The sequence below is a fragment of the Phaeobacter sp. JH20_34 genome (assembly GCF_048056095.1).
GTDB classification, from domain to species: domain Bacteria; phylum Pseudomonadota; class Alphaproteobacteria; order Rhodobacterales; family Rhodobacteraceae; genus Phaeobacter; species Phaeobacter bryozoorum.
This window is the reverse complement of sequence record NZ_JAYMWT010000004.1, coordinates 1,160,361-1,183,382: the sequence shown is the minus strand read 5'-3', so window position 1 is coordinate 1,183,382 and position 23,022 is coordinate 1,160,361. Positions and strand designations below refer to the sequence as shown.

The 23,022-nt window shown below is 60.6% G+C and carries 24 protein-coding genes; 13 read left to right on the top strand and 11 right to left on the bottom strand.

Annotated elements, in window-relative coordinates; translation table 11 throughout:
- Nucleotides 1-56: 56 nt before the first annotated feature.
- The 3 genes from VWZ81_RS07210 (at nucleotide 57) to VWZ81_RS07200 (ending at nucleotide 3,514) form a co-directional block, all read left to right on the top strand.
- Nucleotides 57-1,088, top strand: coding sequence for a c-type cytochrome (locus VWZ81_RS07210; protein WP_416542464.1), 1,032 nt, complete (start codon nucleotides 57-59; stop codon nucleotides 1,086-1,088).
- 184 nt (nucleotides 1,089-1,272) lie between these two features.
- Nucleotides 1,273-2,523, top strand: coding sequence for an Hsp70 family protein (locus VWZ81_RS07205; RefSeq protein ID WP_416542406.1), 1,251 nt, complete (start codon nucleotides 1,273-1,275; stop codon nucleotides 2,521-2,523).
- Between the two features lie 181 nt (nucleotides 2,524-2,704).
- Entirely contained in the window at nucleotides 2,705-3,514 is an 810-nt protein-coding gene (locus tag VWZ81_RS07200) for a lytic murein transglycosylase (RefSeq protein ID WP_416542463.1), read from the top strand.
- Nucleotides 3,515-3,573: 59 nt separating this feature from the next.
- Here VWZ81_RS07200 and VWZ81_RS07195 read toward each other — a convergent pair whose 3' ends face one another.
- Nucleotides 3,574-4,581 carry a GlxA family transcriptional regulator gene (locus tag VWZ81_RS07195; protein WP_340545309.1) on the bottom strand — a complete coding sequence of 336 codons (1,008 nt, stop codon included), beginning with the start codon at nucleotides 4,579-4,581 and terminating at the stop codon, nucleotides 3,574-3,576.
- Nucleotides 4,582-4,854: 273 nt separating this feature from the next.
- On the opposite strand from VWZ81_RS07195, the gene VWZ81_RS07190 reads away from it, so the two are divergent.
- From VWZ81_RS07190 to VWZ81_RS07180, 3 genes are all read left to right on the top strand, one after another.
- On the top strand, nucleotides 4,855-5,487 hold the full coding sequence (locus tag VWZ81_RS07190) for an ATP-dependent Clp protease proteolytic subunit (protein WP_340545310.1): 633 nt from the start codon (nucleotides 4,855-4,857) through the stop codon (nucleotides 5,485-5,487).
- A 140-nt stretch (nucleotides 5,488-5,627) separates the two neighbouring features.
- Nucleotides 5,628-6,896, top strand: coding sequence for an ATP-dependent Clp protease ATP-binding subunit ClpX (clpX, locus tag VWZ81_RS07185; protein ID WP_340545311.1), 1,269 nt, complete (start codon nucleotides 5,628-5,630; stop codon nucleotides 6,894-6,896).
- A 106-nt stretch (nucleotides 6,897-7,002) separates the two neighbouring features.
- Nucleotides 7,003-7,362, top strand: a complete 360-nt coding sequence (locus VWZ81_RS07180; RefSeq protein ID WP_340545312.1) for a RidA family protein — start codon at nucleotides 7,003-7,005, stop codon at nucleotides 7,360-7,362.
- Between the two features lie 29 nt (nucleotides 7,363-7,391).
- On the opposite strand, the gene VWZ81_RS07175 is transcribed toward VWZ81_RS07180, so the two are convergent.
- A complete protein-coding gene (locus VWZ81_RS07175; RefSeq protein ID WP_416542405.1) occupies nucleotides 7,392-7,679 on the bottom strand; it encodes a hypothetical protein in 288 nt (95 codons plus the stop codon).
- 172 nt (nucleotides 7,680-7,851) lie between these two features.
- Between VWZ81_RS07175 and VWZ81_RS07170 the strand changes: the two genes are divergently transcribed.
- From VWZ81_RS07170 to VWZ81_RS07160, 3 genes are all read left to right on the top strand, one after another.
- Nucleotides 7,852-8,238, top strand: coding sequence for an NADH:ubiquinone oxidoreductase subunit NDUFA12 (locus VWZ81_RS07170; protein ID WP_416542404.1), 387 nt, complete (start codon nucleotides 7,852-7,854; stop codon nucleotides 8,236-8,238).
- Between the two features lie 95 nt (nucleotides 8,239-8,333).
- Nucleotides 8,334-8,786 carry an outer membrane lipid asymmetry maintenance protein MlaD gene (gene mlaD, locus VWZ81_RS07165; protein ID WP_340545315.1) on the top strand — a complete coding sequence of 151 codons (453 nt, stop codon included), beginning with the start codon at nucleotides 8,334-8,336 and terminating at the stop codon, nucleotides 8,784-8,786.
- Nucleotides 8,786-9,148 carry a DUF2155 domain-containing protein gene (locus tag VWZ81_RS07160; RefSeq protein ID WP_416542403.1) on the top strand — a complete coding sequence of 121 codons (363 nt, stop codon included), beginning with the start codon at nucleotides 8,786-8,788 and terminating at the stop codon, nucleotides 9,146-9,148. The genes mlaD and VWZ81_RS07160 overlap by 1 nt, the downstream gene beginning before the upstream one ends.
- Here VWZ81_RS07160 and aat read toward each other — a convergent pair.
- The 9 genes from aat to VWZ81_RS07115 form a co-directional block, all read right to left on the bottom strand.
- Nucleotides 9,112-9,744 carry a leucyl/phenylalanyl-tRNA--protein transferase gene (gene aat, locus VWZ81_RS07155; protein ID WP_416536180.1) on the bottom strand — a complete coding sequence of 211 codons (633 nt, stop codon included), beginning with the start codon at nucleotides 9,742-9,744 and terminating at the stop codon, nucleotides 9,112-9,114. The two genes, VWZ81_RS07160 and aat, sit on opposite strands and share 37 nt — an antisense overlap.
- A 128-nt stretch (nucleotides 9,745-9,872) precedes the next feature.
- Nucleotides 9,873-11,225 (bottom strand): acetyl-CoA carboxylase biotin carboxylase subunit, encoded by a 1,353-nt coding sequence (accC, locus tag VWZ81_RS07150; protein ID WP_340545318.1) that lies wholly within the window; start codon nucleotides 11,223-11,225, stop codon nucleotides 9,873-9,875.
- 9 nt (nucleotides 11,226-11,234) lie between these two features.
- Nucleotides 11,235-11,729: an acetyl-CoA carboxylase biotin carboxyl carrier protein gene (gene accB, locus VWZ81_RS07145; protein ID WP_340545319.1), complete on the bottom strand. Its 495-nt coding sequence runs from the start codon at nucleotides 11,727-11,729 to the stop codon at nucleotides 11,235-11,237.
- A gap of 160 nt (nucleotides 11,730-11,889) precedes the next feature.
- Nucleotides 11,890-12,426 carry a PAS and helix-turn-helix domain-containing protein gene (locus VWZ81_RS07140; protein ID WP_340545320.1) on the bottom strand — a complete coding sequence of 179 codons (537 nt, stop codon included), beginning with the start codon at nucleotides 12,424-12,426 and terminating at the stop codon, nucleotides 11,890-11,892.
- A 201-nt stretch (nucleotides 12,427-12,627) separates the two neighbouring features.
- Nucleotides 12,628-13,383: an ABC transporter ATP-binding protein gene (locus VWZ81_RS07135; RefSeq protein WP_340545321.1), complete on the bottom strand. Its 756-nt coding sequence runs from the start codon at nucleotides 13,381-13,383 to the stop codon at nucleotides 12,628-12,630.
- An 11-nt stretch (nucleotides 13,384-13,394) separates the two neighbouring features.
- The gene (locus VWZ81_RS07130; protein ID WP_340545322.1) at nucleotides 13,395-14,150 is read right to left on the bottom strand and encodes an ABC transporter ATP-binding protein; all 756 of its coding nucleotides are present in this window, start codon (nucleotides 14,148-14,150) and stop codon (nucleotides 13,395-13,397) included.
- Between the two features lie 12 nt (nucleotides 14,151-14,162).
- The gene (locus tag VWZ81_RS07125) at nucleotides 14,163-15,365 is read right to left on the bottom strand and encodes a branched-chain amino acid ABC transporter permease (protein ID WP_340545323.1); all 1,203 of its coding nucleotides are present in this window, start codon (nucleotides 15,363-15,365) and stop codon (nucleotides 14,163-14,165) included.
- 4 nt (nucleotides 15,366-15,369) lie between these two features.
- A complete protein-coding gene (locus VWZ81_RS07120; protein WP_340545324.1) occupies nucleotides 15,370-16,392 on the bottom strand; it encodes a branched-chain amino acid ABC transporter permease in 1,023 nt (340 codons plus the stop codon).
- Nucleotides 16,393-16,546: 154 nt separating this feature from the next.
- Entirely contained in the window at nucleotides 16,547-17,893 is a 1,347-nt protein-coding gene (locus VWZ81_RS07115; protein ID WP_340545325.1) for a substrate-binding protein, read from the bottom strand.
- Nucleotides 17,894-18,125: 232 nt separating this feature from the next.
- On the opposite strand from VWZ81_RS07115, the gene VWZ81_RS07110 reads away from it, so the two are divergent.
- From VWZ81_RS07110 to VWZ81_RS07095, 4 genes are all read left to right on the top strand, one after another.
- Nucleotides 18,126-19,439, top strand: a complete 1,314-nt coding sequence (locus VWZ81_RS07110) for a short-chain fatty acyl-CoA regulator family protein (RefSeq protein WP_340545326.1) — start codon at nucleotides 18,126-18,128, stop codon at nucleotides 19,437-19,439.
- Between the two features lie 99 nt (nucleotides 19,440-19,538).
- Entirely contained in the window at nucleotides 19,539-19,985 is a 447-nt protein-coding gene (locus VWZ81_RS07105) for a response regulator transcription factor (RefSeq protein WP_340545327.1), read from the top strand.
- Nucleotides 19,982-20,317 (top strand): hypothetical protein, encoded by a 336-nt coding sequence (locus VWZ81_RS07100; RefSeq protein ID WP_416536172.1) that lies wholly within the window; start codon nucleotides 19,982-19,984, stop codon nucleotides 20,315-20,317. The genes VWZ81_RS07105 and VWZ81_RS07100 overlap by 4 nt, the downstream gene beginning before the upstream one ends.
- Entirely contained in the window at nucleotides 20,317-22,995 is a 2,679-nt protein-coding gene (locus VWZ81_RS07095; RefSeq protein WP_416542402.1) for an ATP-binding protein, read from the top strand. The genes VWZ81_RS07100 and VWZ81_RS07095 overlap by 1 nt, the downstream gene beginning before the upstream one ends.
- Nucleotides 22,996-23,022: the final 27 nt, after the last annotated feature.

Sequence of the window (23,022 nt, the reverse complement as noted above, 5' to 3'; positions counted from 1 at the left end):
TGATGAAGCCCACCGAGGGGAGGCGGAGTTTGCTTGCAGCGGCTGTCTTGTCCACGATGGTCGTGACGCCAGCCGCAGCGGAAAAATTCGGCCTCGGTCGCCCGGCCTTGCCGGAGGAAATCGCGGCTTGGGATCTCGATGTCTCTCCCGATGGCACCGGGCTACCCGAAGGCTCGGGCGATGTCTTCACCGGCGAGGAGGTCTTTGCCGAAAAATGTGCGGTCTGCCACGGCGATTTCGCCGAGGGTGTGGGCAATTGGCCCAAGCTCGCGGGCGGGCAGGGCACGCTCGACCATGACGATCCGCTGAAAACTGTCGGCAGCTACTGGCCGTATCTCTCGACCACGTGGGATTACGTGAACCGTTCCATGCCCTTTGGCGACGCACAATCTCTGACCCCGGATGAGGTCTATGCGATTGTCGCCTATATCCTCTATTCCAACGACCTGGTCGATGATGAGTTTGTGCTGTCGGACGAAACCTTTGCCGGGGTGCAGCTGCCCAATGCGGATGGCTTCATTCTGGATGACCGGCTGGAAGCGGAAAAACACTTCTGGACCGCTTCGCCCTGCATGGAGAGCTGCAAGGACAGCGTCGAGATTACCATGCGCGCCATGGTGCTGGATGTGACGCCGGACGAAACTGATGCCGCTGAGACACAAGCGGACACCGCAGCCGAACCGGCCGTTGCCGCCGCAGCGGCAGACAGCGCGTCCGTTAAAGAGGCCGTCGCCCCAGAGGTTACCCCAGACATCGGCCCAGACCCTGAGCTGGTCGCAAAGGGCGAGAAGACCTTTCGCAAATGCAAATCCTGCCACCAGATCGGCGCGGGCGCGAAATCGAAAACCGGTCCGATCCTGAACGGAATCATCGGCTCGCCAGCCGCCCATGTTGATGGGTTTCGCTATTCCAAGGCGCTGCTAGCGGCGGCAGAAAATGGGCTGGTCTGGGATGAGGCCGCGCTTGCGGCCTTTCTCGCAAATCCGAAGAAATACATGAAAGGGACCAAGATGTCCTTTGCCGGGCTGAAGAAAGACGCCGATATCGAAGCGGTGATCGCTTATCTGAAGGCCGCAACCGCCGACTGACCCCGCCAGCACTCCTCAGTGCGGGCGTCAGGCGATGCCTGCCTCCCACCACCTCCGCGATGGCTATCGCGGTGGTGGTTTGCGTTCCGCCAGAGTTGTGTCTTTCCGCCGCTGTCTGAACACTTGTTTTGCCCAACGTCTTCAGATACTCACGCCGGTTCTTTCTCAGCGACAGGTGCCAGACATGACCACTCCCAACACCCTTGGAATCGACTTTGGCACCTCCAACTCGGCAGCCGGTGTTGCGGTCAACGGACGACCCTGGCTGGTGGAGATCGAGCCGGGGGAAACCACGCTGCCAACGGCCGTGTTCTTTGATCCTGATCGTCGCAAGATGATTATCGGGCGGCCAGCCACCCGCGCGTTGATCAATGGGGACGAAGGCCGCTTCATGCGTGCCTTGAAAAGCCTTCTCGGCACGCCGCTGATGTATGAAAAGCGTCGTCTGAACGGTGAGCTGGTCGATTTTGTCACTATCGTGGCCCGTTTTCTGGCCGAGCTGAAGACCCGGGCAGAGGCGGCAACCGGCCAGTCGTTCAGCCATGCGCTGTCAGGCCGTCCGGTGCTGTTTCACAGCAAGGATGCAGCCCGCGATGCCCAGGCCGAAGTGGACCTGCGCGCCTGCTATCTGGCCGCAGGGTTTGAGGAGGTCCGTTTCATGCTGGAACCCGAAGCGGCCCTGCGCTCGGCACTGCCCAAGCCCGGCATCGGCCTGATCGTTGATATCGGCGGCGGCACCTCGGACTTCACAGCCTTTGAGCAGTCACGGGATGGGACCGCGCGTATTCTGGCCTCGCATGGCGTGCGTCTTGGCGGGACCGATTTCGATCGGCAGCTGAGCATTGATTACGTGATGCCGCTGTTGGGGCGCGGCAGTGCCATTCGCAACAGTTTTGGCGGCGGCAGCCTGCCTGCACCCAACCGGCTGTTCAACGATCTGGCGACCTGGCAGATGATCCCTTTCCTCTATGCTGCCGACAGTCGCCGCGCCGCGCAGGATCTGGCGCGCAATGCCGAAGAACCTGAAAAACTGGCACGGCTTGTCTCCGTGTTGGAAGATGAGCTGGGGCACGATCTGGCCTTTGCCGTTGAGCGGGGCAAAATCGCGGTCAATCACCCAGATCGCCGCCGCGCGGTGATTGATCTGAAGGTTCTGGAACCGGGGCTGTCGGTGCCCCTGGACACGCAGACGCTTGAGCAGAGCCTGGCGAGCGATATCGACGAGATCACCGCCTGCGCCCGCGAGACCCTTCGTCGGGCGGATCTGCGCGGTGATCAGGTCACGCGGGTGGTTCTGGTCGGGGGTTCAGCCCTGCTTGCGGCGGTGCAGACGCAGATGCAGCAGCTCTGTCCGCGCGCTGAGCTATATTCGGAGAACGCGATGACAGCTGTCGCCGATGGTCTGGCGCTGGCTGCGGGCAGCGCGTTTGCCTGAGGCCGCGAACTGACGCCGGACATAGGCTTGCGCCGGGGTGATCTGATGGCTGGTCTCGACGCAGATTTCAGCTAGACTGAAGGTTCAGCCCATAAGCTTCGGATTCAGGTTTTTTAAGATGTTCCAGTTGTTTCGCCCCTTCACCTCAGATGCCACCACCACTCATCGTCGAGCGCCGCTGCTGCTCAGCCGTCGACTGTCAGCCATCGCCGTCGCCGCGATACTGGCCTCTGGCCTTCCCCTTGCCGCGATGGCGGCATCCTGCGGCAATACCTCTGCCGGGTTTGAGACCTGGAAACGCGATTTCGCCCAGGAGGCGCAACGCGCCGGCGTCCGCCAGGCCGGGCTGAACGCGCTGGCCAATACCAGCTACGCCAGCCGCACCATCGCCGCAGATCGCAACCAGAAGAGCTTTCGCTATTCTCTTGAGAAATTCATGCAGATCCGCGGCGCCAATACGATCATCGCCCAAGGCCGCAAGCGCAAGGCACGCAATGCGGAGTTCTTTGCCGCCTTGGAACGCAAGTTCGGGGTTCCGGCCGGGATCCTGATTGCGATTCATGGTATGGAAACTGCGTTTGGCAATTACATGGGTGACAGTCAGGTGGTCTCGGCCATCGTGACGCTGACCTACGACTGCCGCCGCTCCGATTTCTTCAAACCCCATGCCATTGGTGCGCTGAAACTGGTGGATCAGGGCGCCATTACCGGCGCGACCAAAGGCGCCAAACACGGCGAACTGGGGCACACCCAGTTCCTGCCGGGGAATGCGCTCAACTACGGTGTGGACTGGGATGGCAACGGGCGGGTGGATTTCTACAACATGGGGGATGCGCTGGCCTCAACCGCCCATTTCCTGCGCAAGAAAGGCTGGAAACCCGGGCGTGGCTACCAACAGGGGGAGCCGAATTACCGCGTGCTGAAGGAATGGAATGCGGCAACCGTCTACCAGCAGTCGCTGGCCATCATGGGGCGCAAGATCGACGGCTGAGGACACCGCCTGCTCATCCGCAACGGGGGGAGACTGCTGCTGTCGGCTGCTGCTGCGGCTCAGTTCCACCCCTTGCGGAAAAAATGCGGGCTGGCGCCGAACTTGCGTTTGAACTGGCGCGAGAAATGCGTGGCGCTGTTGAAGCCAGAGGCTAGCGCGATCTCGGTCACTGACATCGAGGTCTCGTTCATCAGCGCAAAGGCATGGCTGAGCCGCATGTCGAAGTAGACATGCATCGGGCTCTGGTCGAGATAGCGCGCAAACAGCCGCTCCAGCTGACGGCGCGAGATATCCAGCCGATCACAGAGCTCGCCGATGGAGAGCGGCTCCTCAATTGATTCCTGCATCAGCTGAAGCGCGTTCAGCAGCCGTTGGTTGCGGCTGCCGATTGCGACCGCGTAATTGGACTTCTGCGGTGTGCTCTGCCCGCCGGTACGCACATGCAGGCACATGTCGGCAACAATGATCGCCAGCTGCTTGCCATGGCGTTCCTCGATCAGGTTCAGCATCATATCTGTGGCTGCATTGCCGCCGCCGCATGTCATCAGAGTATCGCTGATTTCAAAGATCCGGGGCGATGGGAGCAGGTCCGGATATCTCTCGACAAAACCGGGCTGGTTCTCCCAGTGCAGGGTGAACCGATGCTCGCCCAGTAGCCCAGCCTGCGCCAGAGCAAAGGCCCCGGTGCAGATGCCGCCGATCGAGCGGCCAAAGCGGCGTTCGCGCCGCAGCCAGTTCAACACCGTCTCACTGGCGGCATTCTGCGGTTCCACGCCCGAGCAGACAAAAGCCAGAGCATCCCCCGGGAGCGGACCCATTGGCAGGTCCGGCGTGATGGTCATCCCGTTTGAGCAGCGGATCGGTTCGCCATCCGGTGTCATCACATACCAGCGATAGAGCTGCGTATTGGTGACCTGATTGGCAATGCGCAACGGCTCGACGGCGGCCGCGATGGGCAGCATCGTCGCCTTCGGCAGCAGCAGGAAATAGAAATCCTGCGGCTCACCGTCAAAGGGGATCGTCAGATTGGCCGACGCCCCTTTTTGCACAAAATAGTCATCGATCATTTCGGGAACCTGTAACAAACCGGTTTCGGTTGGGTCTGTGATCTTTGCTAGTTAACCCCGATCTGCGGCCCGCATCCCACCTTTTGCGACGGCGGGGCGATGGTTTTCGACGCGGACCTGACTGTTTGCGCCACCGAGGCCGCATTCGGGTGCAGGGCACAGGCCAGCGCAAAAACAATCGCCGCCCCTTGCAGCCCAAATGTGGCGGCACTAAGACTCGGGTAATACTCAGTCGGCTATGATGCCGATACAATTCAAAGCAGGCAGGTCAATATGGTCGATCCAAGAGAAACATACATGAACACGCTGGTGCCGATGGTGGTGGAACAGACCAGCCGCGGTGAACGCGCCTATGATATCTTTTCGCGCCTGCTGAAGGAGCGGATCATTTTCCTTAATGGTCCGGTTCACGACGGCATGAGCTCCCTGATCGTGGCCCAGCTGCTGCACCTCGAGGCGGAGAACCCGTCGAAAGAGATCTCGATGTATATCAACAGCCCCGGCGGCGTTGTGACCTCGGGTCTGTCGATCTATGACACCATGCAATACATCAAGCCGAAGGTTTCGACACTGGTGATCGGCCAGGCGGCCTCCATGGGCTCGCTGCTGCTGACGGCGGGTGAGGCGGGGATGCGGTTCTCGCTGCCCAACAGCCGCGTCATGGTGCATCAGCCCTCCGGTGGCTTCCAAGGGCAGGCGACGGATATCATGATCCACGCCGAGGAAACCCTGAAGCTGAAGAAGCGCCTGAACGAAATCTACGTCAAGCACACCGGCCAGGAATACGACAAGATCGTGAACGCGCTGGAGCGGGATAATTTCATGTCTCCCGAAGAGGCGAAGGAATTCGGATTGATCGACGAAATCGTCGAAAACCGCAGCAAGCTGGACGACGAGGACAGCTGATCAGCGGTGTGAGCTGGCAGGTGTGCCCCGTCGTCATCGGGGCACACTTTGCGATTGTGGCTGCTGTGCCTGTGGCATAAGCTGCCAATATTACGGGTGGCGCAGGAGGCGCATGCACGCCCTGGACGGAAAGGTAGACCATGGCAACGAACTCAAGCGGCGACAGTAAGAACACGCTTTATTGCAGCTTCTGCGGCAAGAGCCAGCATGAGGTACGCAAGCTTATTGCGGGCCCAACCGTGTTCATCTGCGACGAATGCGTCGAACTGTGCATGGACATCATCCGCGAAGAGACGAAGGCCTCCGGGCTGAAGTCCACCGACGGCGTTCCGACGCCGAAGGACATCTGCGAGGTCCTTGACGATTATGTGATCGGTCAGGCAATGGCCAAGCGGGTGCTGTCTGTTGCGGTGCACAACCACTACAAGCGCCTGAATCACGCTCAGAAGGCGGGTTCGGACATCGAATTGTCAAAATCCAACATTTTGCTGATCGGCCCCACCGGCTGCGGCAAGACGCTGCTGGCGCAGACGCTGGCGCGTATTCTGGATGTGCCCTTCACCATGGCGGATGCGACCACGCTGACCGAAGCCGGTTATGTGGGCGAGGATGTCGAGAATATCATTCTCAAGCTGTTGCAGGCGTCGGAATACAACGTCGAACGTGCGCAGCGCGGCATCGTCTACATCGACGAGGTCGACAAGATCACCCGCAAGTCGGAAAACCCCTCGATCACCCGCGACGTGTCGGGCGAGGGGGTGCAGCAGGCGCTGCTGAAGCTGATGGAAGGTACCGTGGCCAGCGTGCCGCCGCAGGGCGGGCGCAAGCATCCGCAGCAGGAATTCCTGCAGGTGGACACCACCAATATCCTGTTCATCTGCGGTGGTGCCTTCGCCGGTCTCGACAAGATCATCAAACAGCGCGGCAAGGGCTCGGCCATGGGCTTTGGCGCGGATGTGCGTGATGACAGCGATGCGGGTGTCGGTGAAACCTTCAAGAAGCTTGAACCTGAAGACCTGCTGAAATTCGGCCTGATCCCGGAATTCGTCGGCCGTCTGCCGGTTCTGGCAACACTGGAAGATCTGGATGAGGACGCGCTGATCACCATTCTGACCAAGCCGAAGAATGCTCTGGTCAAACAGTATCAGCGCCTGTTCGAGCTGGAAGATACCGAGCTGGACTTTACCGAGGAAGCGCTGAGTGCGATTGCGAAGAAAGCGATCGAACGCAAAACCGGCGCCCGTGGTCTGCGCTCCATTCTGGAGGATATCCTGCTCGACACCATGTTTGAGCTGCCGGGAATGGACAGCGTCGAGAAAGTGGTCGTGAACGAAGAGGCTGTGAACTCGGACGCACAACCGCTGATGATCCACGCCGACGCCGAAAAAGAGTCGGCGACAGCTGGTTAAGCTTTGTAGCGATGCCAATGGCAGAGCTGAGATGATTGAAAGGCGGCGTGAGGGTAACCTTGCGCCGCTTTTCCATGTGATTTTCGGTAAGAAAGAGACAGAGAACATGATCAAACGCATTTCCTCCGGAGGCGAATTTGAGGCTAAGATCGGCTATTGCCGCGCTGTGGTTGCGGGCGGCTTTGTGCATGTCGCAGGCACCGTGGGACAGGGGGACGACGTGGTCGCGCAGTGCCAGTCAGCGCTTAATATCATTGGGGCCGCGCTTGAGCAGGCGGGCAGCAGTTTTGCCGATGTGGTACGGGTGAACTACTACCTGCCCGATCGCGCTGAGTTCGAGCCCTGCTGGCCGCTGTTGGCGCAGACCTTTGGCGATAACCCGCCAGCTGCCACGATGATCGAATGCGGGCTGATTGATCCCAAGTTTCGGATCGAGATCGAGGTAACGGCCCTGGCGTCGGCCTAAGGGGAACTCTGGCCTGGGCCGACTGCGGGCTAGAACTCGAAACTACGCATAGGGGCGGTTTCCTTGCGGCGCCGCTCCATCAGCTTCTGCAACTCGCTTTTCTCTGGTTCTGCATTCAGGCCCAGCATGGATTTCGCCGCGTCCAGCGTTTTCATTGTCATCTGCTGCCAATCTCCTTCATCCGGTTCGGCCAGGCGGATCGTCTTTGGCCCCTGCTGGGCACGGTCGCCGTGGATCATCAGGCTGGTCACTTGCATCAGGTCCATCACGGTAACGGCGACAATAAGGGTCGCGAGCAGAGAAAGGATGAAGCGCACGGGCGGCCTCGCTATCGGATGTTAAGAATTCACGCGCATCTTAGGCGGCAATTATGGCCCGATTGTGCAAATGCCCGAGAAGTTTTGCGACAATCCCTATGGGCGGGTGCAGCGTGTCTGGACCTTGGCGGCAAATTGCGCCATATCAGAAGCGAAATTTTCGGAGGAACCGATGGGAATCCTGAACTCTCTCTTGCGGGCTGTGACCTGGTGGAACGGCTCGACCCTGAATACGCGTATCTTCACCGCCCGTAAGGGCACCAAGGTGGGTGAGGACGATCAGGGCAACGTGTATTATCGCAATGCCGACGACAGCAAGCGCTGGGTGATGTTCAACGGCGAGGTTGAGGCCTCGCGCATCGGGGCAGATTGGCATGGCTGGTTGCACCGCACGTTTGACGAAGTGCCGTCCGAAAAACCTCTGGCGCATAAACCCTGGGAAAAGCCGCATCAGGAAAACCTGACCGGCACCATGCTGGCCTATGCGCCGACCGGGTCGATCCGCGCAGCCGGAGCTCCCAAGGAACGCAGCGACTATGAAGCATGGTCGCCGGAATAAGCATCGGTCACATCTGATCGAGACAACAGCGTCGCCAGCGGCGCTGGCCGGTCGGCGCAGGTGTCGACCCATCCAAAGGCAGGGGCTGAAACAGCATGTCGCATAACACTACCGAGGTTCTGGCAGGTGGGCTGGTTCTGGCCGCTGCCATCGGATTTGCCGTCTATGCCGGTCAGGCTGCCGGTCTGTCGCGCGCCGGCTCTGCTTATGAACTGAACGCCTCGTTCCGGTCTCTGGAAGGGGTGAGCGTCGGCACCGATGTCCGTCTTGCCGGTGTCAAGATCGGCACGGTCACCGGTGTTGAACTGAACCCGCAGACCTTTCGTGCCGATACCCGGTTCTCCGTCAAGGAAGGGATCGAGATTCCCGACGACAGCGCGGTGGTGATTTCTTCCGAAGGCTTGCTTGGCGGCAACTTCGTTGAGGTGATGCCTGGCGGATCGCCCTTTGCCTTTGAGGCGGGGGACGCGGTGGAGGACACTCAGGGCGCTGTCAGCCTGATCTCGCTTCTGGTGAAATTTGTTGCAGGCAGCGGAGACGAAGGCTGATGCGTCTGATAGCGGCGCTTTTTGCACTTGTGATGGCCACGGGTGCCGCTTGCGCGCAGGGGGCTGCTGAAAATGGCACCTCCGCCGTTCTGCGCGGCCTCGACAAGGTCAATGGTCAGACGCAGGATCTGGAAATTCCGGTGGGCGGCAGCGCTGAGATATTTGGCGTGATCGTCAGCCTGCAGGAATGCCGCTTTCCTGCCGACAACCCAACCGGCGATGCCTATGCCTATGTGACGGTGCGCAATCCCAATGATGCCACGGTTTATTTTGACGGCTGGATGATCGCGTCAAGCCCGGCTTTGAACGCGCTGGATCACAGCCGCTATGATATCTGGGTGATGCGCTGCACCAACGCCTGAGGCGTGGGCAGGGGGGCGGCGGTAAAATCCGCGTCAATATCCAGCGCCTCCCGCAATTGGCGGCGATAGCGCGCCCGGCTGATCTCGACCGCGCCGAGAGAGGCGAGATGCGGCGTCAGGAACTGCGTATCACAGAGGGTGAAACCCGTCTGTTGCAGCCGATCCATCAGATAGGCCAATGCGATCTTTGACGCGTCCCGGCGCCGGGAGAACATGCTCTCACCGAAGAACGCACCGCCCAGCACAACCCCATAGACGCCGCCTGTCAGCTCACCTGCGTGATAAACCTCAAGCGAATGGGCGTTGCCCTGCTGGTGCAGATCAATGTAGCGGGCGCGGATTTCTGGGTTGATCCATGTCTCGGCGCGATCGGCACAGCCGTCAAGCACTGCGGCAAAATCCCGGTTCACGGCAATTTCATGCCCCCCCTTTCGCAGGGTTTTGGCCAGCGAGCGCGACAGATGAAATCCACCGATCGGGAACACGCCGCGCCGCTTCGGATCTACCCAGAAAACGTCGGGGTCGTCCCGGCTCTCGGCCATGGGAAAAACGCCGACGGAATAGGCGTGAAGCAGCAGTTCTGGCGTGAGGGTCATAAGGCTAGTCTAAAACGGGATCGTGGGTCCGGGGAAATGGAAAACGCGATGATACAAGGCAAAGGGCAGGGGTAAAAATCGGGCAGCGGGAAAGAAAAAAGGCGGCCCCGCAAGGCCGCCCCGAATGATCAGGCGTTACCGAGATTGGTTTCCAGCCATTTTTCCAGCCAATGAATATTGTACTGCCCGGTGTGGATATCCTTCTCTTCGAGCAGCGCGTGGAACAGCGGAACGGTGGTGTCGACACCATCCACGATCAGCTCTCCCAGGGCACGGCTGAGACGCGCCAAGGCCTCTGGCCGGTCGCGGCCATGCACGATCAGCTTGCCAATCAGGCTGTCGTAGTAGGGCGGGATCGAATAGCCGTCGTAAAGCGCCGAATCCATCCGCACACCCAGCCCGCCGGGGGCGTGATACTGGGTGATCTTGCCCGGACAGGGCGAGAAGTTCGGCAGTTTCTCGGCGTTGATCCGCACCTCGATCGAGTGACCGTTGATCTCCAGATCGTCCTGTGTGAACGACATCGGCAGGCCTTCGGCGACCCGGATCTGCTCGCGCACCAGATCGACACCGAAAATGCTCTCGGTGACCGGATGTTCCACCTGCAGGCGGGTGTTCATCTCGATGAAGTAGAATTCACCGTTTTCATAGAGGAACTCGATGGTGCCAGCGCCAATGTAATTGATCTTTGCAACAGCATCCGCACAGGTCTTGCCGATCCGCGCGCGTTCCTCTGGGGTAATGCAGGGGCCGGGAGCCTCTTCGAAAACCTTCTGGTGGCGCCGCTGCAGTGAACAGTCGCGCTCGCCCAGATGAACGGCATTGCCCTTGCCGTCGCCAAAGACCTGGATCTCGATGTGGCGCGGTGTGGTCAGGTATTTCTCGATATAGACCTCATCGTTGCCAAAGGCGGCTTTGCCTTCGGCGCGGGCAGTCATGAAGGCCTGTTCCATGTCGGCGGCGGTCTTGGCTACCTTCATGCCACGTCCGCCACCGCCGGCGGTGGCCTTGATGATCACCGGATAGCCGATGTCCTCGCCAATTTTCTTGGCAGTTTCCAGATCCGGTACACCACCATCGGAGCCGGGCACGCAGGGCACGCCCAGATCCTTCATGGTGTCCTTGGCGGTGATCTTGTCGCCCATGACGCGGATATGTTCCGCGGTGGGGCCGATAAAGGTCAGCCCGTGGTCTTCGACGATCTGAACGAAATTGGCATTCTCCGACAGGAAGCCATAGCCGGGATGGATCGCCTGAGCACCGGTGATCTCGCAGGCGGAGATGATGGCGGGGATCGACAGGTAGCTGTGGGTGCCGGACGGCGGTCCGATACAGACGGATTCGTCGGCCATGCGAACATGCATCGCATCCGCGTCAGCGGTGGAATGCACGGCAACCGACTTGATACCCATTTCCCGGCAGGCGCGGATCACGCGCAGCGCGATCTCACCTCGGTTGGCAATCAGGATCTTATCAAACATGTTGGACCCTTACTCGATGATGACCAGCGGCGTTCCGAATTCGACCGCTGCGCCGTCTTCGACGAGGATACGCTTGATGGTGCCGGCCTTCGGGGCCGGGATGTGGTTCATGGTCTTCATGGCTTCGACGATCAAGAGGGTATCGCCCTCGGCCACCTGATCGCCAACTTTTACAAAGGTAGGCGCGCCCGGTTCGGGCTGGGTGTAGACGGTCCCGACCATCGGCGAGGGAACGGCGCCGGGGTGGCTGGCGGGATCCTCTGCGGCGGCGGGTGCTGCGGCAGGGGCGGCGGCCGCCGGGGCAGCTGCCGCGGCCACCGGGGCCGGTGCGGCATAAGCCTGTACAGGGGCCGCGGCCATGGTCTGGCGCGATACGCGCACGTTCAGGCTGTCGTCTTCGCCGTAGTCACGTTTGACCTGCAATTCGGTCAGATCATTGTCGCGCAGCAGTTCCGCCAGCGCTTTGATGAAGGATACGTCTGCTTCGTGGGTCTTATTTGTCATTGTTGTCCTCAGCCGGTTCCGACAGGCCCGCAGATCCCTACGGGCATAAGAATTGAAGGCGCTTATAGGGTATGCTTTACCACAAGGAAAGCGCTGACAAGATAGCCGCTAACATGAGCGCCATTGGCAGGATTTGCAATCTCGTCGCGCAGATCAGAGCTCAGAGCGGCATTCCGGTCAGTTTTGCCACCAGTTCCGGCAGCTTGCGGGCGGAGAATTTGACCAGGAGATGGGCGCGATGGGTTTCTATCGTGCGATACGAAAGGTTCAGTTCCGCACCGATTTCCTTGGCCGACAGCCCGCGGCAGGTAAGGATCGCCACATCCCGCTCGCGCGGGGTGAGGCTGACCACCGGTCGGTCGTCTGAAATATCGGCAAAGCTCCAGACACCGCTGCGAAAATGCTGCTCCGGTGTCAGCGACCGCCCGCGCACCCGGCACCAGAACAGATCGCCGTTGCGACGGCGCATGATCCGTTCGTCGTTATAGTGGCCGGATTGCGCATCCGCCTGTTGCAGCCGATCTCCAATCCGCTGGAAGTCTTCCTGACTGGGGTAAAGCTCGGCGATGGGCAGGCCGACATAACTGGCGCTGGCGCCGCCAAAGGTTTCGGCAAACTGCCGGTTGCAGCGCTGGATCACCCGTTTGTCAAGCAAAGCCAGCCCCACCGGGGCAAATTCAAAGGCGAGATCGGTCATGCGGGCAGATAACCGCTGTTATTGTGCAAAGCAAAGCGAATTCCGCCCGATAGGGGCCAGTGCCGATCTGTCTCGTGGTGGCAGGCCTTCATTGTCCGGGATTCCGCGCGGATGCGGCACCAAAAAAGGGCTGATGCACTGGCATCAGCCCCAAGGTGCCAAGGTCGGCCATTCGTACCGACCCGACGGGGAGTGTTTGGATCAGATGGCCAGATATTCGGCGCGCAGTTCCTCGTTTTCCAGAACCTCGGCCGCTGAGCCATCAAAGACGATGCCTCCGGTGTCGAGGATCACCGCGCGGTCGGCCAGTTCCAGAGCGCGCACCGCGTTCTGTTCGACGATGACGGTGGTGATGCCCTGCTGTTTGATGTGGATGAGGGTCTTTTCGATCTCATCGACGATCACGGGGGCCAGACCTTCATAGGGTTCGTCGAGCAGCAGCACCTTGATGTCACGGGCCAGCGCGCGGGCGATGGCCAGCATCTGCTGCTCCCCACCGGAGAGGGTCACGCCCTCTTGCTTGCGCCGCTCGCCAAGACGCGGGAACAGTTCATATAGACGTTCGATCGACCAGCCGATGGGCGGGGCAATCTGGGCCAGCTGCAGGTTTTCCTCAACCGTTAGGCCGGGGATGATGCGGCGATCTTCCGGCACCAGACCCAGGCCCGCCGCCGAAGCCTCATGCGAGGACATCGTGTGCAGCGGCTGATGATCGAGCCAGATTTCACCCTTGGTCACCATCGGTGAACCCGTGCGCGCGATGGAACGCAGGGTCGAAGTCTTGCCAGCGCCGTTGCGACCCAGAAGCGCCAGGATCTCACCTTCATGCACATTGAAGGAAATGCCCTGAACGATGTAGCTCTCGCCGTAATAGGCGTGCATGTCCCAGACCGAGAGAAAGGCCGGGGCCGTGGTGGCGTGGTTGGCGTGTTTGGAAAAGTCGGGTTTGACGTTCATCTGTGATCTCCTTACGCCGACTCGCCGAGGTAGGCTTCGCGCACCTTCGGGTTGCCTTTGATGTTTTGCGGATCATCCTCCACCAGTGGTTTGCCCTGCGCCAGCACGGTGATCCGGTCCGCCAGCGAGAATACGACGTGCATGTCGTGTTCGATGATCGCGATGGTGATGTCGCGCTCGGACTTGATCTGTTTCAGCAGATCAATGGTGTTGTTGGTATCGGCCCGCGCCATGCCCGCTGTGGGTTCGTCCAGCAACAGGAGGCGCGGTTCTTGTGACAGACACATGCCAATCTCAAGCCGTCGCTTATCTCCGCGTGACATGGAGGCCGCGTTCATGTGCCGTTTATCGGCCATGTTCATCTCCTCCAGCATATGCTCTGCCTTTTCCAGAATGTCGCGCTGGCTGGAGACGGCGCTGATCGCATTCATCTCAAAGGCGCCGTCGCGTTTGGCAAAGCAGGGGATCATCATGTTCTCCAGCACCGAGAGGTCGCCAAAGATCTCTGGCGTCTGGAAAACGCGGGAAATGCCCATCTGGTTGATCTCATAGGGCGCGCGGCCCAGAACGGATTTGCCGTCAAACATCACCGACCCTGTATCCGGGATCAGTTTGCCCACCAGGCAGTTCAGAAGGGTCGATTTGCCTGCACCATTGGGGCCGATGATGGCATGGACCGTGTTTTCGCGCACGCTGAGGTTCACCTCTGACAGCGCCTGAAGGCCGCCGAACCGTTTGCCTACGTTTTTGACTTCAAGGATACCCATTGGTCTTGCTCCTTATTCCGCAGGTTCAGTTTTGCCCGAGGGGCTGTCTTTTTCGTGTTTGCGCCCCTGGATCCAGCCGCGCAGCTTCTGTCCGCCTTCGACCAGGCCACCGGGCAGGAAGATCACAACCAGCATGAACAGGATGCCCAGCGTCAGGTGCCAGCCCTTGCCGATGAAGGGGTGGACGATGAAGACCATCGCATCCTCGATCCCGTCGGGCATGAAGCTGAACCAGCTGTGCAGGACGTTGTCGTTGATCTTGGAGAAGATGTTCTCGAAGTATTTGATGAACCCTGCGCCCAGAACTGGCCCGATCAGGGTGCCTGCTCCGCCGAGGATTGTCATCAGAACCACTTCACCAGAGGCGGTCCACTGCATCCGTTCGGCGCCTGCCAGCGGGTCCATTGAGGCCATCAGGCCGCCAGCGAGACCGGCATACATGCCCGAGATCACAAAGGCAGCCAGCGTGTAGGGTCGGGTGTTCAGGCCGGTGTAGTTCATCCGCTGCTGGTTCGATTTCACCGCCTTCAGCATCAGACCAAAGGGCGAGCGGAAGATACGGATCGACAGGTAGAATGCGGCCAGCAGGATCAGTGCGCAGAGGTAGTAGCCCGCGTTGAACTGGAAGGCCCACGGACCCACGACCATCTCGAAGGTCGAGCGCATCTCCAGGCCAAAGAGGCTGGTCACCGGGATCGAGCCATCAGCGGTCGCCGACACGCCCAGAATGCGCGGGTCATCCAGCGTCAGCTGCAGGCCGGTCTCGCCATTGGTGATTGGGGTCAGCACCGAATAGGCCAGATTGAAGGACATCTGCGCGAATGCCAGCGTCAGGATCGAGAAGTAGATGCCGGAGCGGCGCAGGCTGACATAGCCGATCACCAGTGCAAACAGACCCGCGACGATCACCGACAGCGCGATGGCCGGAACCACGTTCATGCTGAGCAGCTTGAACATCCAGACCGCTGAATAGGATCCAACACCAAGGAAGGCGGCATGACCAAAGGACAGGTAGCCGGTGAGGCCAAAGAGAATGTTGAAGCCGATGGCAAAGATCCCGAAGATCACAAACCGCTGCATCAGGTCCGGGTAGCCCGCGTTGAACTGCGCCAGGGCGCTGCCCGTCGGGAAGGGGTTCAGGATGAACGGTGCAAACAGGGTCAGGATGGCAACGACCAGCAGCAGCGTCTTGTCTTTTTTGTTGAGTGCGAACATGTGCTTAGTCCTCCATCACACCTTTGCGGCCCATCAGGCCTCGAGGGCGGGTGAGCAGAATGATGATTGCGACCACATAGATGATGATCTGGTCGATACCGGGGATCAGGGATTTAATTTCATTCATCGAGGCGAAGCTTTCGAGCACGCCAAGAAGGAACCCTGCAAGCACGGCGCCGGGCAGCGATCCCATACCTCCGACAACCACCACCACAAAGCTCAGCACCAGGAAATCCATACCCATGTGGTAGTTGGGGGAGTTGATCGGTGTGTACATAACGCCGGCCAGTCCCGCGACGGCGGCCGCGATGCCGAACATGATGGTGAAGCGGCGGTCGATATTGATCCCCAGCAGCCCGACGGTTTCGCGGTCGGCCATACCGGCGCGCACCACCATGCCGAATGTGGTAAACTGCAGGAAGGAGAAGATGCCGCCGATGATCACAAGGGCAAAGCCGAAATAGACCACGCGCCAGACCGGATAGATGATGTCGAGGCCGATGATCGCACCCAGATTGATCACGCCGTTCAGCGCATCGGGCGCAGGCGTCTGGATCGGGTTGGCGCCGTAGAAATATTTCACCACCTCCTGCAACACGATGGCGAGGCCAAAGGTCACCAGAATCTGATCCGCATGGGGGCGCTTGTAGAAATGCTTGATCAGCCCGCGTTCCATCACATAGCCAACCGTAATCATGATCGGGATGGCAAATAGGATCGCCAACGGCACGGCCCAGTCGACGATGGCACCGCCCACCTCGGGGCCGAACCAACTCTCCACATAGGGGGTTTTCACCTTGAGCGGATTGCCCAGAAAATCCTTCTGGGTTTCATCCACGGTTTCAAAGCTGAGGCTCAGGACGCGTTGCACGGTGACCGCACAGAACGCGCCGATCATGAACAGCGCCCCATGGGCAAAGTTCACCACGCCGAGCGTGCCAAAGATGAGTGTCAGACCCAGCGCGATCAGCGCATAGGCCGAGCCCTTGTCGAGCCCGTTCAAGATTTGCAATAGGATTGCGTCCATTGTCCCCACCTTCGGTTGGTCCGTCTGGAATTGGCATAAGTCGGCTGTTCAGCGCCGCTGGCGCTGGTCCTGTCGTCTAGACATGTCGGGCAGGGTCAAGCCGGGAGAGTGACGGGACGGGCACCGTTGAGAGTGCCCGCCCCGGTTATCGCGATCAGGCGCCGCTGTTGCAGGTGCCCAGGGCACCGCCTGCAAACATCGGGTGATCCGGCGGGTAAGTCACCTGCGCTGCCGGGGTCACTTCGACCACTTCAAGCAGGTCGAACTCCGAGGTCGGGTTTTCCTTGCCGCGCACAACCAGAACGTCCTTGAAGCACTGGTGGTCTTCGGCGCGATAGAGCGTCTTGCCGTTGCCCAGACCGTCGAATTCGAACCCTTCGAGGGCTTCGACAACCGCACAGGGGTTGAACGAACCCGCGCGTTCCACCGCATCTGCATATAGCAGGGTCTGACAGTAGACGGTATGCGCGGCCTGGCTGGGCGGGAAGCCATACTTGGACCCGAAGGAACGTACGAATGCCTGCGAGCCTTCGTCCTGCAGCGACCAATGCCAGTTGGTGGAGCCGTGGATGCCCTTCACGTTCTCGCCCGCACCTTTCGCCATCAGACGCGAATAGAGCGGTACGACAATCTCGAAGTTCTTGCCGTTTACAACCTTTTCACGCAGGCCGAACTGAACCGCGTTGGTCAGCGAGTTCACCATGTTGCCGCCATAGTGGTTCAGCACCAGCACATCCGCGCCGGAGTTCAGAACCGGGGCGATGTAGGACGAGAAGTCGGTTGCAGCCAGCGGCGTGCGCACCTTGTTCACGGTGTTCCAGCCCAGGGCCTCGGTGGCGGCGGCGATGGATTCTTCCTGGGTCCAGCCCCAGGTGTAATCCGCCGTCAGGTGATAGGCGTTCCGGTCAGTGCCGTAGAGGTTCTTCAGCACCGGCGCCAGGGCAGCGCCGGACATGTAACCGTTGAAGAAGTGACGGAAGCCGTTGGCTTTCTTGTCTTTACCAGTGGTGTCGTTGGAGTGGGTGAGACCCGCCATGAAGATCACGCCGGCCTCCTGGCAGAGACCCTGCACGGCAATCGCAACACCGGAGGACGAGCCACCGGTGATCATTACGGCACCGTCCTTTTCGATCATCGACTTGGCGGAGGCACGGGCGGCGTCAGATTTCGTCTGAGTGTCGCCGGTGACGTATTTGACTTCTTTGCCCAGGATACCGTTGCCCTGTAGCGACTTGGACGAGAAGGTGTTCATCATGCCGCCGTCGCCGCCGCCATTCAGATGTTCGACCGCCAGCTTGTAGGCGCGCAGCTCGTCCGCGCCTTCGTCGGCATAGGGGCCTGTTTGCGGAACGTTGAAGCCCAGCGTCACGCTGCTGCCGGTCGGTTCGTTGGTAAACGCCGCAGCAGACGATGCGGTAAAGATTGTCGGAAGCGCAACGCCGGCACCTGCCAGGGCGCCGGTCTTCAGGACTCCGCGACGTGATACGTCAGTCTTGGACATGTAATCCTCCCATTTGTGTAATGACGACAACAGCTCCTCACTTCCGCTGGCGCCCGCACGTTTTCGTGCAAAATCAGTATGGGCGCGGCTTGTAAAATTGCGCAATAAAACCCTTGAAATGCAGGTTTATTCTGTAAAGAAATGAACAGGTGTTAAGGATTATTTGTAAAGAAACTTATGTTGCGTTGCAGAAAACCCTTGATCCACCGTGTTTTTGAGAGGGGGCATTGCCATGGGCCGTGACACGCTGACAGGAAGCCGTATCCGGGAGAGGCGCTTGATGTTGGGACTGCGTCAGGCGGAGCTGGCCCGGCTGGTCGATATCTCGGCCTCCTATTTGAACCTGATTGAACACAATCGCCGCAGAATCGGCGGTAAGCTGCTGGTGGATCTTGCACGGGTGCTGGCGGTTGAACCCTCCATGCTGACCGAAGGGGCAGAGGTGGCGTTGCTGGCGACCCTGCGGGAGGCGGCGGCTGATCTCACCCGACCTGTGGCCGAACTTGACCGGGTAGACGAATTTGCGGGCCGCTTTCCCGGCTGGGCCGAGGTTCTGGCCCAGGGCCGACTGCGGATTGCCAGCTTGGAACGGACGGTCCAGACGTTGTCGGACCGGCTGACACATGATCCTCAGCTGGCGGCTTCGCTGCATGAGGTGCTGTCTACCGCTGCCGCCATCCGGTCGACTGCCTCGATCCTCGCCGAAACCGGCGAGCTGGAGGCCGAATGGCGGGATCGGTTCCACAAGAACCTCAACGAGGATTCCCGGCGTCTGGCCGAGAGCAGCCGCGCGCTGGTGAATTTTCTTGATGAGAGCAACACATCGGTCGAACGGCGGGGGATGCCCCAGGAAGAGGCGGAGCAGTTCTTTGCCGCTCATGAGCACCACTTCGTGGAACTGGAAGTTGCGGATGTGGCCGCCCGCCCCGGGCTGATCGAGGCGCTGCTGTCGCAGGCCGATGAGCTGGTCAGCGCCGCCGGAACCGCCATTGCCCGCGCCGGGCTGCTGCAATATTGCGCCGATGCCGAGGCGATGCCGCTGACAGATTTGGCCGAGCGGCTTGCCCGCGATGGCGTGGCCCCTGTCGCCCTGGCGCGTGCGTTCGACTGTGACCTGCCGACGGTGCTGCGGCGGCTTGGGGCCTTGCCGCCTGAAGTTCTGGGGCAGGAGGCAGGGCTGGTGATCTGCGATGCCTCGGGGTCGATCCTGTTCCGCAAGCCTGTGACCGGGTTCGCCCTGCCGCGTTTTGGAGCCTCCTGTCCGCTCTGGCCGCTTTACACGGCGCTGTCGCGGCCGCAGGAACCCGTGCGCCGCGATGTGGTGCAACAGGGGCGCAATGCAGTCGGGTTTGATTGTCTGGCGGTTTCCTGGCCGCATCAGCGACCGGATTTCGACAGCGATCCGTTGTATCATGCTGTGATGCTGATCCTGCCCAAGCGTGACGTGGCCGAGACCGCTCAGCCGGTCGGCGCGAGCTGCCGGATCTGTTCGCGCCGCGACTGTGTGGCGCGGCGCGAGCCGTCGATCCTGAAGGAAGAGTTTTGACAGCGGCGCAAGCGCAGCGCTACTGTTGCGCCAGGGACGGAGGCGCCTGGGGGCAATGACCCCGCGAAGGTTCGGGCGTAGGGGAGGACTATCCACACAATGGGCAGGCATGTTGTTCTGGTCGAAGACGAGCCGAATATCACCGAAGCAATCCGGTTTCTGCTGACCCGCGACGGCTGGCAGGTGGACAGCCATGCCGATGGCAGTGATGCGGTAGAGGTGATCTGTGCAGCCAAGCCGGATCTGGTGATCCTGGATCTGATGTTGCCGGGCAAAAGCGGCCTGGAGATCATCCGCGAGCTGCGCGAGAGCGCGCGATTGCCGGGGTTGCCGGTGCTGATGCTGACCGCAAGGGGGCAGCTGCGCGACCGGGAGATGGCCGAACAGGCCGGAGTTACGCGGTTCATGACCAAACCGTTTTCCAACAATGAGGTGCTGACCGCTGTGCGGGATCTGCACGCGCAGGCTGCCCAGAACCGGGCCAAACTGTCTGATGCGGCGGCTGCCGCCGCTGCCGATCTGGCCGAACAGGCCCGCCAGGGATGATCCGTGGCGACGGGGCCGAAGGCGAGGGTGAAACCGCGGCGCCGTTTGTCGAGCGCAAGACCTACCGCCGCCGTCGCCTGATGGATGTCGCACGATTCTTGCCGGTGCTCGGCGCGCTGCTGTTTGCGGTTCCGCTGATGTGGCCTGACCCTGATCCCTATCCGGCCCCCGACACGGTGTCGGGTATGCCCCTGTCGCGGGCAATGATCTATATCCTGGTCGTTTGGGCGGGGCTGATCCTGGCCAGCTTCGGCTTTGCGCTGGCGGTGCGCCGCTGGGCGGAACATTGGACAGAGGGTGGCGAGCCGCGCCGAGGCGGGGACGCAGACTGATGGCGTCACTCAATGTTCTGGCGCTGGTCTGTCTGGGATATGTCGCCCTTCTGTTCATCGTCGCCTTTGCGGCGGACCGCCATGCCAGCCACGGTCGCGCTGCCCGCTGGATGCGATCTCCGCTGATCTATACGCTGTCGCTGTCGATCTACTGCACGGCCTGGACATTCTATGGCGCCGTGGGCTACGCGGCACGTTCGGGACTGGAGTTTATCACCATATACCTCGGCCCGACGCTGGTAATGGTCGGCTGGTGGTGGGGGCTGCGCAAGCTGGTACGGGTCGGCCGCAGCCAGCGGATCACCTCTATCGCTGACCTCTTGTCTGCGCGCTATGGCAAGTCGAACCTTCTGGCGATTGGCGTCACGATTCTGGCGGTGATTGGTACGACACCCTATATTTCGCTGCAATTGCAGTCCATTACACTGTCTTTCTCGATCTTTGCCGAGGCTGATCCGCTGCGCAGCGTCAATGAAACGCAGACGGTATTCTGGGTGGCGGCGGGGCTTGCGGCCTTTGCCATTCTGTTTGGTACGCGCAATCTCAACGCCAACGAACGCCATCATGGTGTTGTCACCGCCGTCGCGCTTGAGGCCGTGGTAAAACTGATCTCCCTGCTGGCGGTGGGCATTTTTGTGGTCTGGGGAGTGGCGGGTGGTGTGGGCGAGACGATGGCGCGGATTGACGCCTCCAGCATAGGTCAGTGGCAGGTCGATGGCGGTCGCTGGGCCACAATTACATTCCTATCGGCCGCCGCCTTTGTCTGCTTGCCGCGTATGTTTCAGGTCATGGTGGTCGAGAATGAGGATGAACGCCACCTGCGGGTCGCGGCCTGGGCGTTTCCACTTTATCTGCTGTTGATCTCGATCTTCGTGGTGCCGATTGCTGCCATCGGGCTGGAGTTGCTGCCGGCCGGGTCGAATCCGGATCTGTTCGTGCTGACCCTGCCGCTGGCGCAGGGGCAGCAAGGGTTGGCGATGCTGTCTTTCCTTGGCGGGTTTTCCTCGGCTACATCCATGGCCATTGTGGCTGCAATGGCGCTGTCGACGATGGTGTCGAACCATATCGTGATGCCGATCTGGCTGCGCTGGCAGGAGGTGGGCGCCTCGGTCTCGGGGGATGTGCGGCATGTGGTGCTGCTGTCGCGACGTCTGTCCATCGCAGGCATCATGGCGCTGGGGTATTTCTATTACACGCTGTCAGGCGGCGGTGCGGCGCTGGCCGCCATCGGTCTGATCTCCTTTACCGGTATCTCCCAGATGCTGCCGAGCCTTGTCGGGGGCCTGTTCTGGCGCGGCGCCACGCGCAGCGGTGCGCTGGCCGGCCTGTCGGTCGGCTTTGCGATCTGGCTTTATACAATGCTGCTGCCGGAGCTTGGCGGTGGGCTGTTGCCCGCGCGGGTGCTGGCCGAGGGGCTGCTGGGCCTATCCTGGTTGCGGCCACATGCGCTCTTTGGGATCGAGGGCCTTGATCCGACGGTCCATGCGGTGCTCTGGTCGATGGCCTTGAACACGGCGGCGTTTCTTATCGGATCATTGCTGACCTTTCCGAGCCCTTTGGAGCGGTTACAGGGCGCGCAGTTTGTTCATGTGTTTGATCATTCGTCGGGGCCGCGCGGCTGGACCGGCTCGGTTGCGCAAAGCGAGGATCTGATGATCATGTCGCAGCGTATTCTGGGCGCGGGCGAGGCTCAGCAGTTCTTTCAGAGCGAATTGGCGCGGCAGGGAGGGCGTGGTCCGTTGCCGGAGCCGACGCCTGCGTTTCTGGAGCGGCTGGAACGCGAACTCAGCGCCTCGATCGGGGCGGCGGCGGCCCACGCCATGGTGGGGCAGATTGTGGGGGGATCGTCGGTGTCGGTGCAGGATCTGCTGGCTGTGGCGGATGAGACCGCGCAGATCCTCGAGTATTCCAACCGGCTTGAGGTGCAATCTGAAGAGCTGTCAAGAACCGCGCGCAAGCTTCAGGAAACAAACGAAAAGCTGACCCAGCTATCGCAGCAGAAGGATGCGTTTCTTAGCCAGGTGAGCCATGAATTACGCACGCCGATGACTTCTATTCGCGCCTTCTCCGAAATCCTGCGCGACACTGAGAACCTCGAACCCCGTGATCACAGCCGCTATGCTGGTATCATCCATGACGAGGCGCAGCGGCTGACCCGTCTGCTGAACGATCTGCTGGATCTGAGCGTGTTGGAAAACGGTCAGGTCAGCCTCAACATCAGCGCCGGGCGGCTCGGCGATGTGCTGGATCATGCGGAGGCAACCGCGCTGGCGGATGGTTCCGCGCGGTTGAAGGTTCAGCGTGATGCCGCGACGGATGAGATGCGGCTGTCATCGGATCTGGACCGGCTGGCACAGGTGTTTATCAATCTGATCGCCAATGCCGACAAATACTGCACCGCGGCAGAGCCGCAGCTGCGTATCATGGCGCGGCAGAGCGGTGACTGGTTGTTCATTGACTTCATCGACAATGGGCAGGGAATCCCGGCGGAGTTTCGGACCATGATTTTCGAGAAATTCTCGCGAGTTAGCCCAGAACGTGCAGGCGGTGCCGGTCTTGGTTTGGCGATCTGTCGCGAGATCATGCAGCGCCTCGGCGGTGATGTGGCCTACCTATCGGATGAGGTCGGCGGCGCGTTTCAGGTTTCCTTACCTCTTCGTCGGGAAAACCCGGTTTAACTGTTTATCGTAAAGTTATTGGTAACC

What these genes read in the sequence shown, in the direction of transcription:
- VWZ81_RS07210 (WP_416542464.1), top strand. Translation starts at nt 57, where the DNA reads ATGGTCGTGACGCCAGCCGCAGCGGAAAAATTCGGCCTCGGTCGCCCG.
- VWZ81_RS07205 (WP_416542406.1), top strand. Translation starts at nt 1,273, where the DNA reads ATGACCACTCCCAACACCCTTGGAATCGACTTTGGCACCTCCAACTCG.
- VWZ81_RS07195 (WP_340545309.1), bottom strand. Translation starts at nt 4,581, where the DNA reads ATGATCGATGACTATTTTGTGCAAAAAGGGGCGTCGGCCAATCTGACG.
- VWZ81_RS07190 (WP_340545310.1), top strand. Translation starts at nt 4,855, where the DNA reads ATGGTCGATCCAAGAGAAACATACATGAACACGCTGGTGCCGATGGTG.
- clpX (WP_340545311.1), top strand. Translation starts at nt 5,628, where the DNA reads ATGGCAACGAACTCAAGCGGCGACAGTAAGAACACGCTTTATTGCAGC.
- VWZ81_RS07180 (WP_340545312.1), top strand. Translation starts at nt 7,003, where the DNA reads ATGATCAAACGCATTTCCTCCGGAGGCGAATTTGAGGCTAAGATCGGC.
- VWZ81_RS07170 (WP_416542404.1), top strand. Translation starts at nt 7,852, where the DNA reads ATGGGAATCCTGAACTCTCTCTTGCGGGCTGTGACCTGGTGGAACGGC.
- mlaD (WP_340545315.1), top strand. Translation starts at nt 8,334, where the DNA reads ATGTCGCATAACACTACCGAGGTTCTGGCAGGTGGGCTGGTTCTGGCC.
- VWZ81_RS07160 (WP_416542403.1), top strand. Translation starts at nt 8,786, where the DNA reads ATGCGTCTGATAGCGGCGCTTTTTGCACTTGTGATGGCCACGGGTGCC.
- aat (WP_416536180.1), bottom strand. Translation starts at nt 9,744, where the DNA reads ATGACCCTCACGCCAGAACTGCTGCTTCACGCCTATTCCGTCGGCGTT.
- accC (WP_340545318.1), bottom strand. Translation starts at nt 11,225, where the DNA reads ATGTTTGATAAGATCCTGATTGCCAACCGAGGTGAGATCGCGCTGCGC.
- accB (WP_340545319.1), bottom strand. Translation starts at nt 11,729, where the DNA reads ATGACAAATAAGACCCACGAAGCAGACGTATCCTTCATCAAAGCGCTG.
- VWZ81_RS07140 (WP_340545320.1), bottom strand. Translation starts at nt 12,426, where the DNA reads ATGACCGATCTCGCCTTTGAATTTGCCCCGGTGGGGCTGGCTTTGCTT.
- VWZ81_RS07135 (WP_340545321.1), bottom strand. Translation starts at nt 13,383, where the DNA reads ATGAACGTCAAACCCGACTTTTCCAAACACGCCAACCACGCCACCACG.
- VWZ81_RS07130 (WP_340545322.1), bottom strand. Translation starts at nt 14,150, where the DNA reads ATGGGTATCCTTGAAGTCAAAAACGTAGGCAAACGGTTCGGCGGCCTT.
- VWZ81_RS07125 (WP_340545323.1), bottom strand. Translation starts at nt 15,365, where the DNA reads ATGTTCGCACTCAACAAAAAAGACAAGACGCTGCTGCTGGTCGTTGCC.
- VWZ81_RS07120 (WP_340545324.1), bottom strand. Translation starts at nt 16,392, where the DNA reads ATGGACGCAATCCTATTGCAAATCTTGAACGGGCTCGACAAGGGCTCG.
- VWZ81_RS07115 (WP_340545325.1), bottom strand. Translation starts at nt 17,893, where the DNA reads ATGTCCAAGACTGACGTATCACGTCGCGGAGTCCTGAAGACCGGCGCC.
- VWZ81_RS07110 (WP_340545326.1), top strand. Translation starts at nt 18,126, where the DNA reads ATGGGCCGTGACACGCTGACAGGAAGCCGTATCCGGGAGAGGCGCTTG.
- VWZ81_RS07105 (WP_340545327.1), top strand. Translation starts at nt 19,539, where the DNA reads ATGGGCAGGCATGTTGTTCTGGTCGAAGACGAGCCGAATATCACCGAA.
- VWZ81_RS07100 (WP_416536172.1), top strand. Translation starts at nt 19,982, where the DNA reads ATGATCCGTGGCGACGGGGCCGAAGGCGAGGGTGAAACCGCGGCGCCG.
- VWZ81_RS07095 (WP_416542402.1), top strand. Translation starts at nt 20,317, where the DNA reads ATGGCGTCACTCAATGTTCTGGCGCTGGTCTGTCTGGGATATGTCGCC.